Source organism: Pseudomonas sp. PA-5-4B (genome assembly GCF_021606215.1).
Lineage (GTDB): Bacteria > Pseudomonadota > Gammaproteobacteria > Pseudomonadales > Pseudomonadaceae > Aquipseudomonas > Aquipseudomonas edaphica.
The window spans coordinates 65,112-78,042 of the sequence record NZ_WKDB01000029.1 but is presented as its reverse complement, the minus strand read 5'-3'; the positions used below and the strand labels follow the sequence as shown (position 1 = coordinate 78,042).

12 protein-coding genes and 1 pseudogene are annotated in these 12,931 nt (G+C 61.4%); 5 read left to right on the top strand and 8 right to left on the bottom strand.

Annotated features, from left to right (window positions below; genetic code table 11):
- Positions 1 to 40 precede the first annotated feature (40 nt).
- A complete protein-coding gene (locus GIW28_RS16225) occupies positions 41 to 352 on the top strand; it encodes an AzlD domain-containing protein (RefSeq protein WP_017138829.1) in 312 nt (103 codons plus the stop codon).
- Positions 353 to 701: 349 nt separating this feature from the next.
- On the opposite strand, the gene GIW28_RS16220 is transcribed toward GIW28_RS16225, so the two are convergent.
- Positions 702 to 1,349 carry a TetR/AcrR family transcriptional regulator gene (locus GIW28_RS16220; RefSeq protein WP_017138828.1) on the bottom strand — a complete coding sequence of 216 codons (648 nt, stop codon included), beginning with the start codon at positions 1,347 to 1,349 and terminating at the stop codon, positions 702 to 704.
- Between the two features lie 159 nt (positions 1,350 to 1,508).
- Between GIW28_RS16220 and ggt the strand changes: the two genes are divergently transcribed.
- Entirely contained in the window at positions 1,509 to 3,233 is a 1,725-nt protein-coding gene (ggt, locus tag GIW28_RS16215) for a gamma-glutamyltransferase (RefSeq protein WP_099549723.1), read from the top strand.
- On the opposite strand, the gene GIW28_RS16210 is transcribed toward ggt, so the two are convergent.
- The 4 genes and pseudogenes from GIW28_RS16210 to GIW28_RS16195 all read right to left on the bottom strand — a co-directional run bounded on the left by GIW28_RS16210 (position 3,227) and on the right by GIW28_RS16195 (position 7,248).
- A complete protein-coding gene (locus GIW28_RS16210) occupies positions 3,227 to 4,348 on the bottom strand; it encodes an FAD-dependent oxidoreductase (protein ID WP_236447484.1) in 1,122 nt (373 codons plus the stop codon). The genes ggt and GIW28_RS16210 overlap by 7 nt on opposite strands.
- Positions 4,345 to 4,890: an AAA family ATPase gene (locus tag GIW28_RS16205; RefSeq protein WP_099549725.1), complete on the bottom strand. Its 546-nt coding sequence runs from the start codon at positions 4,888 to 4,890 to the stop codon at positions 4,345 to 4,347. The genes GIW28_RS16210 and GIW28_RS16205 overlap by 4 nt, the downstream gene beginning before the upstream one ends.
- Entirely contained in the window at positions 4,887 to 5,450 is a 564-nt protein-coding gene (pnuC, locus tag GIW28_RS16200) for a nicotinamide riboside transporter PnuC (RefSeq protein WP_017138825.1), read from the bottom strand. The genes GIW28_RS16205 and pnuC overlap by 4 nt, the downstream gene beginning before the upstream one ends.
- A 175-nt stretch (positions 5,451 to 5,625) precedes the next feature.
- Positions 5,626 to 7,248 (bottom strand): annotated as a pseudogene (locus GIW28_RS16195) (methyl-accepting chemotaxis protein).
- A gap of 224 nt (positions 7,249 to 7,472) precedes the next feature.
- Between GIW28_RS16195 and GIW28_RS16190 the strand changes: the two are divergent.
- From GIW28_RS16190 to GIW28_RS16180, 3 genes are all read left to right on the top strand, one after another.
- Positions 7,473 to 8,303, top strand: a complete 831-nt coding sequence (locus GIW28_RS16190; protein ID WP_169986132.1) for an undecaprenyl-diphosphate phosphatase — start codon at positions 7,473 to 7,475, stop codon at positions 8,301 to 8,303.
- Positions 8,300 to 8,683, top strand: a complete 384-nt coding sequence (locus GIW28_RS16185; protein WP_017138822.1) for a DUF1294 domain-containing protein — start codon at positions 8,300 to 8,302, stop codon at positions 8,681 to 8,683. Before GIW28_RS16190 ends, GIW28_RS16185 begins: the two co-directional genes overlap by 4 nt.
- Before the next feature lie 121 nt (positions 8,684 to 8,804).
- Positions 8,805 to 10,091 (top strand): amidase, encoded by a 1,287-nt coding sequence (locus tag GIW28_RS16180; RefSeq protein ID WP_236458996.1) that lies wholly within the window; start codon positions 8,805 to 8,807, stop codon positions 10,089 to 10,091.
- Between the two features lie 4 nt (positions 10,092 to 10,095).
- Here GIW28_RS16180 and GIW28_RS16175 read toward each other — a convergent pair whose 3' ends face one another.
- The 3 genes from GIW28_RS16175 to GIW28_RS16165 all read right to left on the bottom strand — a co-directional run bounded on the left by GIW28_RS16175 (position 10,096) and on the right by GIW28_RS16165 (position 12,846).
- Complete coding sequence (locus GIW28_RS16175; protein WP_017138820.1) at positions 10,096 to 10,449, bottom strand: MmcQ/YjbR family DNA-binding protein; 354 nt, start codon at positions 10,447 to 10,449, stop codon at positions 10,096 to 10,098.
- Complete coding sequence (locus GIW28_RS16170) at positions 10,446 to 11,354, bottom strand: LysR substrate-binding domain-containing protein (protein ID WP_017138819.1); 909 nt, start codon at positions 11,352 to 11,354, stop codon at positions 10,446 to 10,448. Before GIW28_RS16170 ends, GIW28_RS16175 begins: the two co-directional genes overlap by 4 nt.
- 112 nt (positions 11,355 to 11,466) lie before the next feature.
- On the bottom strand, positions 11,467 to 12,846 hold the full coding sequence (locus tag GIW28_RS16165) for an NAD-dependent succinate-semialdehyde dehydrogenase (RefSeq protein ID WP_169986127.1): 1,380 nt from the start codon (positions 12,844 to 12,846) through the stop codon (positions 11,467 to 11,469).
- Between the last annotated feature and the right edge of the window lie 85 nt (positions 12,847 to 12,931).

Below are 12,931 nucleotides of genomic sequence, written 5' to 3'. Positions count from 1 at the left end.
GTGCGGGGTTTGCCTGCAAGCGGCTGGGGGTAGGGCAGAAGTGATCTACATCATGATTGTGGCCATGGGGCTGGTGGTTTTCCTTAACCGATACCTGTTTATCGAGCCGCGCCTGCCGGTACGGCTTAATCGGGGGGCGCGGGAGTTCCTGGGGTTTGCGGTGCCGGGCATGCTGACGGCGATCTGCGGGCCGATTATTTTTCTCGCTGATCACACGCTGAATTTGAGCCCGACGAATCCTTACTTGCTGGCGGGAGTCTGCGCGGTGGCCTTGATGTTTTGGACGCGTAGCGTGTTGATTACGGTGCTGTTGAGCATGGGATTGTTTTATTTGTTTCGGTGGTGCTTTTGAGAGGGGCTATGGGTGTATATCCGTTGCTGCGGTGACGGATATGTACACCAAAAGACCGCCATCGCAGCGTAGGCATCTACACAACCGGTTAACACGAAGTCTGTTGTAAGTGGGCTGTTGTGGCGAGCAGGCTTGCCCTGCGTTGGGCTGCGAAGCGGCCCCAGTAAAGGCACTGCATTTTTCCTGAAAGAACTCAGCGACTGGGTTTGGGGCTGCTTCGCAGCCCAACGCAGGCGGTGCGACGATTCGACAAGCCTGCTCGCCACAGGAGAAATTGGCTGCCTTCAAAAGTTGTGTAGATACCTATGGCCATCGCAGGCAAGCCAGCTCCCACAGGATGAGCCGGTTGCTACAGTGGAATCGGCGTTACACCACGCAGCACCAAGTCACTGATAAACCCCAGCCAATCCTGCTGATGCTCCTTATCCCCCAAGTCTTCACCCAGGAACGAACTGAGCGTGTGGCGGTTGGAGTTGTAGAAGTAGCAGAGCGAGGCAATCATCAAATACACGTGCTTGAGGTCGATGTCCTGGCGAAACACACCTTGGGCCTGGCCGGCTTCGATGATCGGGCGCAACACGCCAACCGCTTCGCCCGACAGCCTGCGCATTTCGCCGGACTGCTGGGCATGCTTGCCCTGGTGCAGATTCTCGATGCTCAGGATCGCCACGAACTCGGGGTGCTTGACGTAGTAGCTCCAGATAAATGCCACCCGTTCGCGCAAGGCTTGCACGGGGTCTCCCAGGTCCAGCTTGAGTTTGCTTTCGGCCTTATTGAACTGTTCATAGACATGTTCCAGCACACAGACGAACAGGTGTTCCTTGCTGCCGAAATAGTAATAAAGCATGCGGTCGTTGGAGTCGGCGGCCTTGGAAATAGTGTCGACGCGCCCACCGGAATAGCCGTCGCGAGTGAACACCTTGACGGCCGCCTGCAAGATGCGCGCACGTGTCTGGTCGGCCTGTTGCGTTCGAATTCCGGTCTTCTTGATCGCCATCACAAAGCGCCTTGCCGCCAGTCTGGGCGCGAAATATAGCATGGGCTTTTTCGTGCCCGTTCTATGACCGACAAGTTCTGTAATAAAAACGCCATTGCGCTGGGGATTGGATCCTAGTCGGGCTATTTTGGTGCACCTCAATAAATAGAGTAGCCATGGATGAAATACCAACCCTTCAGCCGTACCCTGATTGCCACTGCGCTGGTGTTGACGGTCAACGGCGTGCAAGCCGCCTCACAGGCCCCGGTGGCCGGTGAAAACGGCATGGTGGTGACCGCCCAGCATTTGGCCACTCATGTTGGCGTGGATGTACTCAAGGCCGGCGGCAACGCGGTGGATGCGGCGGTTGCCGTGGGCTATGCGCTGGCCGTGGTGTACCCGGCAGCGGGCAACCTCGGCGGCGGCGGCTTTATGACCGTGCAGCTGGCAGACGGGCGCAAGACCTTCCTCGACTTCCGTGAAAAAGCCCCGCTGGCGGCCACTGCCGACATGTACCTGGACAAAGACGGCAAGGTGATCGACGGCCTCAGCGCCAAAGGCCACTTGGCCGTCGGCGTACCCGGCACCGTGTCCGGCATGGAAACCGCGCTGAACAAATACGGCACCCTCAAGCGCGCCCAGGTGATTGCCCCGGCGATCAAACTGGCCGAAAACGGCTTTGAACTGGAGCAGGGCGATATCGACCTGCTGCACACCGCCACCGGCGAGTTCGAAAAAGACAAAGACCTGCGCGGAATCTTCCTGCACAACGGCCAACCGATGCAGGTCGGCCAGAAACTGGTGCAGAAAGACCTGGCCAAGACCCTCAAGGAAATCTCCGCCAAGGGCACCGACGGCTTTTATAAAGGCTGGGTGGCCAAGGCGCTGGTGGATTCCAGCCAGGCCGGCAAGGGCATCATCACCCAGGCCGACCTCGACAAATACAAGACTCGCGAGCTGGCGCCCATCGAGTGCGACTACCGTGGCTACCACGTGGTCTCGGCGCCACCGCCAAGCTCCGGCGGTGTGGTGATCTGCCAGATCATGAACATCCTCGAAGGTTACCCGATGGCCGACCTCGGCTATCACTCGGCCCAAGGCCTGCACTACCAGATCGAAGCGATGCGTCACGCTTACGTGGACCGTAACAGCTACCTGGGTGACCCGGATTTCGTCAAGAACCCTATCGCGCACCTGTTGGACAAGGACTACGCCGCCAAGCTGCGTGCCGCCATTGAGCCGCAGAAGGCGGGTGATTCCCAGGCGATCAAGCCGGGTGTGTCGCCCCATGAAGGCAACAACACCACGCACTATTCGATCGTCGACAAGTGGGGTAACGCGGTGTCCGTGACCTACACCCTCAACGACTGGTTCGGTGCCGGCGTGATGGCGAGCAAGACCGGGGTGATCCTCAACGATGAAATGGACGACTTCACCGTCAAGGTCGGTGTGCCGAACATGTACGGGCTGGTGCAGGGCGAAGCCAACGCCATCGCACCGGGCAAGGCGCCGCTGTCGTCGATGAGCCCGACCATCGTCACCAAGGATGGCAAGACGGTGATGGTGGTCGGTACGCCGGGCGGCAGCCGGATCATCACCGCGACCTTGCTGACCATCCTCAATGTCATCGACTACAAGATGAACATCCAGGAAGCCGTGGACGCGCCACGCTTCCACCAGCAGTGGATGCCTGAAACCACCAACCTGGAAACCTTCGCGGTAAGCCCTGACACCCAGAAAATTCTCGAAAGCTGGGGCCACAAGTTTGCCGGCCCCCAGGATGCCAACCACTTGGCGGCGATCCTGGTGGGTGCGCCTTCGCTGGGTGGCAAGCCCGTGGGCAACAACCGTTTCTACGGGGCTAACGACCCACGCCGCAATACCGGGTTGTCGCTCGGTTACTGAGGTGTGAGGTGTTGATTCAGGAAGGCCAGGGACAGCGCCAGGCTGTCGTGGGATAACTGGATGGCGGCGCCCTCGGCGCTGCCCTGGGCTGCCGGTATCACCCGTTCGAACATGTGGTTTTCATACGCCTGCACTGCGGCTGAGCAGTCAGGCGTGTGGAGCAGGTGCTGGGCCAGTTCGGCCGCATCGAGCATCGCGGCATTTACGCCTTCGCCGCCAAACGGCGACATCAGGTGCGCCGCATCCCCAATCAACGTCAACCCCTGGCGGTGGACCCAGCGATGGCCCACCGGCAGGGCGTGGATGTGCCTGGCCAGGACGGTTGCATTTGCCGCTTCAAACAGCGCCAGAATGTCCGGGTGCCAGCCTGCAAACTGAGCCTTGAGTGCAGGCAGGCTGAGGTGGTCGGCTGCCCACTCGGTGGGCACGCGAAAAATCGCATACCCGCGCAGATGCGCATGGGCGTTGCGCTGCACGATGATCGACTTGGCGCCGCCTTGCACTTGCAGGCTGCCGCGCCCCACCAGCGTGGCAATGTGCGGGTGTTGGCGGTCGACATCATCGATGCCGAATTCGATAAACGTCAGCCCGCTGTACTGCGGCAGGTAGGGCGAGAGCAATGGGCGCAGTTTGGACCAGGCGCCATCGGCACCGACCACCAGGTCGAAGGGGCCGTGGGTGATCTCGCCTTGATGCAGTGTCCAGCGTGCAACACCGGCCGGGCGGATGTCATTGATGTTCACACCCCATTTCACACAGCTTTCAGGCAGCGAATCCAGCAGGATCTGGCGCAACTGGGTGCGGTCGACTTCCGGGCGCTCGCCGTCATCGGGGTTGGGGGCTTCGAACAGCAGATGGCCGTGCTGATCCATCAGGCGCGCACCTTGGTCTTCATAGCGCGCGATACGCCGGAAGGCGTCTTCCAGCCCGGCCTGCTGCAGCGCCAGTTGGCCGGATTCGACATGCAGATCCAGGGTGCCGCCCTGGGGGCGTTCCAGAGGCCCGCGTTCGCGTTCGAATACGCAGGCGGCCACGCCGTGGCGGTGGAGGATACGCGCCAAGGTCAAACCGCCGGGGCCGGCGCCGACAATGGCGATACGCAGTGAGATGGTCATGCAAGATGTCCTCGGCACGGCTGGGCAAGCAGTTGCTCGACCGCCTCAAAGGCTATGGCGCGGCGTGCTTCCCAGTCGCCACGAATCACCAGGGCGGGTTGCTGATGCTGTTCGATCCAGTCCAGGCTGCCCTGGAAAAACACCCGGCGATCCGCCAGTTCCGGCTGGCAGCGCTGGCCGTCGGCGCTCCATTCCACGTCCTCGGGGGACAGCAACAGGTGCAGGTCGTAATGGCGGGCCAGCAACTCATCATCCAGCCACGCCGGGTAATCACCGAACAGGGTCTGGCTCCAGAGTTTGTTGGTCAGCAGGTGGGTGTCGAGGATCAGCAGGCGAGGCTGCTCGGCGCGCGCAGCGTCTTCCCAGGCCAGTTGGCCACGGGCGATGGCCGGGATGTCCGCCAGGGTAGTGTCGCGCTGGTAATGGTCGATGAAGTAGCGCACGTATTCACCCACCATCAGCCCACCGAAACGGGCGTGCAGTTGCGCGGCCAGCCAGCTTTTGCCGCTGGATTCGGGGCCGGCCAGTACCACCACTTTCATGCGTGCAACGCCGGGTCGGCGCGCCATTCACGCCAGCCTTGTACGGCGATCGCGGTGAACAGTGCATACAGCGCGGCGGTAAGGTAGAGGCCTTTGTAGAGGAACAGGCCGACGAAGATCACGTCCACGGCGATCCACAGTGGCCAGCATTGCACGCGCTTTTGCGCCATCCACATTTGCGCCACCAGGCTGAAACCGGTGAGTGCGGCGTCGAGCCAGGGTTGCGCGGCATCGGTCCAGTGGGCCATGGCGGCGCCGAGCAGGCCACTGAACACGGCACCGACGGTGAGGCTGACCATGATCGCGGACCAGCCCAGGCTGGTGACCTGGCGACCCTGCGCGACCTCACCGGCGCGGGTCCACTGCCACCAGCCGTAGAGTTGCAGGGCGGCGTAGACCACTTGCAGGAGCATGTCGGAATAGAGTTTTACGTCGAAGAACACCCAGGTGTAGAGCAGCACCATTACCAGGCCGATGGGCCAGCACCAGGGGTTTTGCTTGACCGTCAGCCAGACAGCGATCACCCCCAGGGCGGCGGCGAACAATTCAAGCCCGGACATGGCGGTTCCTTGGGAGAGTGGGTGAGGGCGGTGATTGTAACCAAGATGGTGGGACGGAGGAATGCTCGTTCCCACGCTCTGCGTGGGAATGCATCCCCAGACGCTCCGCGTCAGGCCTGGACGCAGAGCGTCCGTGGCGGCGTTCCCACGCGGAGCGTGGGAACGAGCATGAGTGCTAGATCTTGAACTGGCGCAACAACCCTCCAAGCTGCTCACTCAAACCACGCAAATGCGCGCTCGCCACACTGGACTGCTCCGCCGCCAGCGCCGTGCTGTGGGACAAACCCGCCGCCTGGGTGACGTTCTGGTTGATATCCTCCACCACGTGCGCCTGTTGCAAGGTCGCGCTGGCGATCGAGGCATTCAGCCCATTGAGGTTGCGCAACGCCTGGCCAATGGCGGTGAGGCTCGCACCTGCCTGGCCAGCTTGTTCAATGGTCAGTTGCGAGGCACTGTGGCTGTCGCTGATCACTTTGACCGCTGCTTCCGAATGCCCTTGCAGGCGCTCAATCATCACCTGGATTTCGGCGGTGGATTTCTGCGTGCGCTGGGCCAACAGCCGCACTTCATCGGCGACCACGGCAAACCCGCGACCCTGTTCACCGGCACGCGCCGCCTCGATGGCGGCGTTGAGGGCCAACAAGTTGGTCTGGTCGGCAATCGAACGGATCACTTCCAGCACACCACCAATCTGTGTACTTTCGCTGGACAGCGTGCGGATCACCTCCACGGCCTGGCTGATGGTGCTGGAGAGCTGGTCGATCTGTTGCAGGCTGCCGTCGATATTCACCTGGCCCTGCTGCGCCTGGGCCTGGGCGTCGCGCATTTCGCTGGCGGCATGCTCGGCATTTTTTTGCCACGTCCTGCACGCCATAGGTCACTTCGTTGATCGCGGTAGCCACCAGCTCCATCTGCTGGGATTGTTGCTGGCTACGGTCGTGGGCCTGGCTGGCATTGGTGCCCAGTTCCGTGGAAGATTGGCCCAGCGCGTTGGCACACTCCTGTAATTGGCCGACCACCTGGCGCAGCTTGGCGGTAAAGCTATTGAAGTGCTGCGACAATTGAGTGGCCTCGTCGCGCCCGTGGGTGTCGAGGGTGCGGGTCAGGTCGCTTTCGCCGCTGGCAATATTGCCCATGGCATTCACCGCCGCCTGCAATGGATGCACAATGCTGCGCGCGATCAGGATCACCAACAGCGCCATCAGCAGCGCAATGCCCAGGCCGATCAACGAGGCTTTCCACACCTGGCCGGTGAATTCGGCCTGCACATCGTCCACGTACACGCCCGAGCCGATAATCCAGCCCCACGGCTCGAACAGTTGGATATACGAGGTCTTCTCCACCGGCGCGTCGGCGCCCGGTTTGGGCCAGCGATAGTTGACGATGCCGGCGCCCTTGGCCTTGGCCAGGAGCACAAATTCATTGAACACCGCAAAACCGTCCGGGTCGCGGATGGCCGAGAGGTTCTGGCCGTCGAGCTTGGGGTTGGCCGCGTGCATGATCATCACGGGCGTCAGGTCGTTGATCCAGAAGTAATCATCGTGGTCGTAGCGCAAGCCACGGACTGCGCTGAGGGCTTGCTGTTGCGCGGCCTCGCGGGTGAGAACGCCGTTTTTTTCAAGGTTCTGGTAGTAAGCCAGCACGCCGCTGGCGGTTTGCACCACGTGCTGGGTCTGCTGGCGTTGTCGCCATGGATCTGCTTTAGCATCAACAGCCCCAAGGTTAGCAGCATCAACACGGCGACTATCAGGATCAGCCAAAGACGGCGGCTGATCGACATGCTGCGCAAACTGTTCATCGTCCTGTCACTCCGTGCTTTTTATAATTGTGTGCTGCATCGACAATTCCAGCTTGTCTGATAGGCTTTCGGCCTGTAATCGAAAAACCTGAGTACTCCCTGATTTTTCACGAAATTTTTGCGCACAGCTGGTGAAAATCCGCAGCGCATCACGATTGCACGTGGTCAGTGAACATTAAAAAGACAGACAAGGCATGCCGCAGCGCATGACCTTTGGGGGATACATGGATTTTTGGACCGCCATACAGGCATTGATTCTTGGCGTGGTGGAGGGGCTGACCGAGTTCCTGCCGATCTCCAGCACCGGGCATCAGATTATCGTCGCCGACTTGATCGGCTTCGGCGGAGAACGCTTTGAAGCGTTCAACATCATTATTCAACTGGGCGCGATCCTCGCGGTGGTCTGGGAGTTTCGGCGCAAGATCCTCGACGTGGTGATCGGCTTGCCGACCCAGCGCAACGCCCAGCGCTTTACCGTCAACCTGATCATCGCAGTGCTGCCGGCGGTGGTGTTGGGGGTGATTTTTGCCGACCTGATCAAGCATTACCTGTTTAACCCGATCACGGTGGCCACCGCGCTGGTGGTGGGCGGGGTGATCATGCTGTGGGCCGAGCGCCGCCAACATGCAGTGCACGCTGAAACGGTGGATGAGATCACCTGGAAAGACGCGCTCAAGGTCGGTGTGGCCCAGTGCCTGGCAATGATTCCAGGCACTTCGCGCTCCGGCGCGACCATTATCGGCGGCCTGTTGTTCGGCCTGTCGCGCAAGACCGCCACCGAGTTCTCATTCTTCCTGGCCATGCCGACCATGGTCGGCGCTGCCGTGTATTCGGGCTACAAGTACCGTCACCTGTTCCAGCCCGATGACGTGCCGGTGTTTGCTATCGGCTTTGTCACCTCGTTCATCTTCGCGATGATTGCGGTCAAGGCGTTGCTCAAGTTCATCGCCAGCCACAGTTACGCGGCGTTTGCCTGGTATCGGATTGCGTTTGGCCTGGTGATCCTGGCGACCTGGCAGTTTGGCTGGATCGACTGGACGGCGGTCAAGCCATGAGCATTCAACACCCGCGCTTGAAGGCGTTCATCTTTGTTTTGCTATGCGCCGCGCCGCTGACTGGCGCGGCACTGTTGTGGCATCGCGGCGAGACGCTGATCCCGCTGGCCGCCTATGGCGTGGTCAGCGTGGTGGCGTTTTTCCTGTACTGGGGCGACAAACGCAAGGCCCAAGCCGAAGGCCCGCGCGTGCGCGAAAATATCCTGCATGCCGTGGAGCTGGCGGGCGGTTGGCCGGGGGCGCTGATTGCCCAGCAGGTGTTTCGCCACAAGACGCGCAAGGTGTCGTATCAGGTGCTGTTCTGGGTGATTGTGTTGCTGCACCAAGTGTTCTGGCTGGACCAGCTGTTCCTGGGCGGCACGCTGCTCTCGGTTTTATAGTGTTGAGGTGTCTGGGATATTTCCTACGCGATTGCGGGAGGCAGCTTACCCAGACGGCCCTGTAAACCGGCAACAGGCTCGCGTTATGCTTCGGGCACTTGAGCGCACGGGGCCCACACGAATGTCTTTTTCAGATTCATTGCTACATCATTCGGCAACTGAGCTTGCAGCGCTGATTCAACAGCGCAAGTTTACTTCCACCGCCATCGTCAGCTTTTACCTTGCGCGTATCGAGGCGCTCAACCCCTCGGTCAACGCGCTGGTGCAGGTCTGTGCCGATACGGCGTTGGCCGATGCTTGGGCGGTTGATCGTGCTATCGCCCAAGGCGAGTATGGCGGCGTGTTGCAGGGCGTTCCCTTCACGGTCAAAGATGTTTTCGATACCCGTGGGGTGGTGTCGGCAGCGGGTCTGGTTGATCGGGCTCATTATTGTCCTCAGCACGATGCTGTTGCAGTGACGCGCATGAAAGCGGCCGGCGCCATTCTTTTGGGTAAAAGCAACTGCCCGCCGGGCGGTGGCGGTGGAGTGACCGATAACCCGGTCTACGGCGCTACCCGTAACCCCCATGCGCTGTCCCATGGCCCCGGCGGCAGCAGCGGTGGCGAAGCTGCTGCGGTGGCGGCCGGCCTTTCGCCGCTGGGGCTGGGCAGCGATTCGGGTGGCAGCCTGCGCATACCGGCGCATTTTTGCGGGGTCAGTACCTTGAAGCCCACCACGGGCCGGGTGCCCAACACCGGGGTTTTCGATCACCCGGGTGGGTTGAGTGATAGCCGCAGCCAGATCGGCCCGATGGCCCGGCATGTCGAAGACCTGGACCTGGTGTTCCGGGTGATCGCCGGTGAGGATGGGCACGATTGTGGGGTGATTCCAATGCCGCTGCCGGATATGCCTCCACAGGCACTGAATGGTTTGCGCGTCGCCTGGTACAGCGAGGGCGGTATCGAACCGATAGACACGTGCACCCAGGTCACGCTACAGGTGGCTGCCGACCTGCTGGCGGGTGCGGGCGCCGTGGTCCGTCAGGCGTTCCCTTCGGCATTGCGTAATGCTCGCGATATTACCGAGCGCTACTGGGCAATGGGCAAAGGCTCCGGGGCACAGGCGATACAGTTGCTCTCGGATTGGGATCAGTTTCGCAGTGCCATGCTGGGGTTCATGGCGGACTACGACATTATCCTGTGCCCGGTTGACGCGGCCCCGGCGCCGCTGTTGGGCACCGCCCGGCCAGGGTTGTTCAGCCATACGCTGCCATACAGCCTGGCCGGTTGGCCCTGTGTGGTGGTGCGCGCCGGTACTGCTGACTCGGGTTTGCCGGTGGGTGTACAGATCGTTGCACGGCCCTGGCACGAGCATTTGGCGCTGGGGGCGGCGATGGCCATTGAGCGCGCACTGCCGTTTGCGCGTTGAACCATCAATCCAGCTTCAGTCCCACCTGCGCGCGCTTGGGCAATTTGCTTACCACCAACTGGTGCGAGCGCTGCAACAGGCCACGCAGTTCCTCGGCGCCCAGCGGGTAGGGCGTGTTCATGATCACCCACTGCGCCCGCGCCAGGTACGGCGCGGGGTGGATGCCAGGGCGGTCCACATGGCCGAGGAACAGCTCCTTGTCGACCTTGAACGCCAGTGAGTCACCGCGCAGGTTCTGCAGGGCGAACATCTTGTTGCCGGCAATCGAGAACACGCGCACGCCGCCCCACTTGTAGTCTTCCCGCGCGCCGGGCAGGCCCAGGCAGAATGCCGCGACTTGTGCTTCGCTCATCTTCATAGCAAACGGTCTCCGCAACCCTTGAAGGCTTCTTCCAGATAGTCGATCCAGGCCCGAATCGCCGGTAACACGCCACGGCGGTGCGGGTAGACCGCCTGCAACCAGCCGCCCGGCGAAGACCATTGCGGCAGCAACTGCACCAATTGGCCGCTGGCCAGCTCCTCTTCGCAATACATCATTGGCAGCAGGGTAAAGCCCAGGCCCTGCAAGGCGCAGGCTTTGCGCACGATAAAGTCGTCGATGCCCAGGCGCGCTTCCATGGATAGGTTTTCGGTATTGCCCTGCGGGTCGATCAACCGCAAGTGCACCAGGCGATCGGCCTCAAGCGCAGCGAGTACCGGCAATTGCTTGAGATCGTCCGGGGTGTTGATTTGGCGGCCTTGCAGGAACTGCGGGCTGGCCACCAAGACTGTCTGGGCCTGGCGCAGGCGCTTGGTCACCAGCAACGGGTCTTCATCGCCCAATTCGCGCACGCGCAGGGCCACATCGATACCTTCGGCCACCAGGTCGACGCGTCGGTTAACCAGGGTCATTTCCAGCTGCACCAGTGGGTGAGCGGCGAGAAAGCCGGCAACGATGCCTGGCAACATGTGCTGCGCCATGCCCACCGGACAACTCACGCGCAGGCGCCCGCGGGGTTCGCTGGACATGCTGGCCACGGCCTCGTCGGCCATTTCCGCTTCCAGCAGCATCGCCTGGCAATGGCGCAGGTAGCGCTCGCCGACGGCAGTGAGGGTCAATTGCCGCGTGGTGCGTTGCAACAGGCGGGCGCCAAGGCGTTCTTCCAGTTCAGCGATGCGCCGCGACAGCCGTGACTTGGGAATCCCCAGCAGCCGGCCGGCCGCCGCAAAGCCGCCGGCTTCGACGACTTTGGCGAAGTAGTAGAGGTCGTTGAGGTCTTGCATGGTCAACCTATTGTCCTGTCAGTGGGACGAACTATCCGCGTGTGGCGTGCGCAAATCCAGCCTAAAAAAAGCCAGCACCTTGCAGGCACTGGCTTTTGGAGGGTGAGAAGGCTTAGAACTGCGCCCCCGCCATCAACACATACTTCACGTGCACGTACTCCTCGATCCCGTAATAGCTACCTTCACGCCCATAGCCGGACTGCTTGATGCCACCAAACGGGACCGACGCCGTGCCCACAGAACCCGAGTTGAGGATCACCATGCCGGCCTCCAGTTGACGTGACAGGCGCAACGACCGGCCCTGCGCGCTGGTGTAGGCATAGGCCACCAGGCCGAACTCGGTCTGGTTAGCGCGGGCGATGACTTCTTCTTCGTCCTTGAACGAGTAGACGGCGAACACGGGGCCGAAGATCTCCTCGGTCGCCAGCGGTGAATCGTCCTGCAAGCCGGTCAATACGGTCGGTTCATAGAACAGCCCGCCCTTGGCGTGGGGTTTGCCGCCCATCAGCACGTTGGCGCCCGCCGCCTTGGCGTCCTCGACCAGACGCACGACTTTGTCAAAACCCAGTTGATTGACCAGCGGCCCGACCACAAAGCCTTCGCGCAGGCCCTGGTCCACTTCGATGTTGGCGACGGCAGCCTTCATGCGTTCGATAAAGTCTTCGAGAATGCTGCGCTGCACAAAGATCCGGTTCGGCGAGATGCACACCTGGCCCGAGTTGCGCAGTTTGGCGCCGACCAGTCCTTTTACCGCCTCATCCAGGTTGGCGTCCTCAAACACAATAAACGGCGCATTGCCGCCCAGCTCCAGGGTCATCTTCTTGATAGTCGCTGCGCACTGCGCTGCGAGCAATTTGCCCACACCGGTGGAGCCGGTGAACGAGATCTTGCGGATACGTGGGTCGCCAGTGAGGATCAGGCCGATCTCCTTGGGATCACCCACCACCACTTCAAGCACACCGGCTTCGATACCGGCCTTGCGTGCGTAGTCCAGCAGCTTGAGGGCGGTGAGCGGTGTGTCTTCGGCGGGCTTGATCACCATGGTGCAGCCGGCGGCCAGGGCCGTGGCGACTTTGCGGGTGATCATCATGAACGGGAAGTTCCACGGCGTAATGGCCGCTACGGGGCCGATGGCTTCTTTGGTCACCATGACATTGGCATTGCGGTCGTGGGTGGGAATGGTGTCGCCGTAGACGCGTTTGGCCTCTTCGGCGTACCACTCGATAAAGCCCAGGCCGTAGTCGATTTCACCTCGGGCTTCGCTCAGGCACTTGCCGTTTTCACGGCACAGCAGTTCGGCGAAGGCCTCCTTGTCCGCCTTAACGCTGTCGTGCCAGCGGCGCAGAATGTCGCTGCGCTCCTTGGCGAGTTTGCCGGACCATTCGGGGAAGGCTGCGCAGGTGCGGTCAACGGCGGCCTTGACCTGGGCTGAGGTGTGCTTGGTCACACGGCCGATTTCTTCGCCGGTGGCAGGGTTGTAGACGATAAGCATGGGCAAACTCCGAAGGCTGAAAGTGCTGTTTCAGGCTACGGAACACTGCGGTTTGAGCGAATATCCATTCCAATGTGCTGATTGC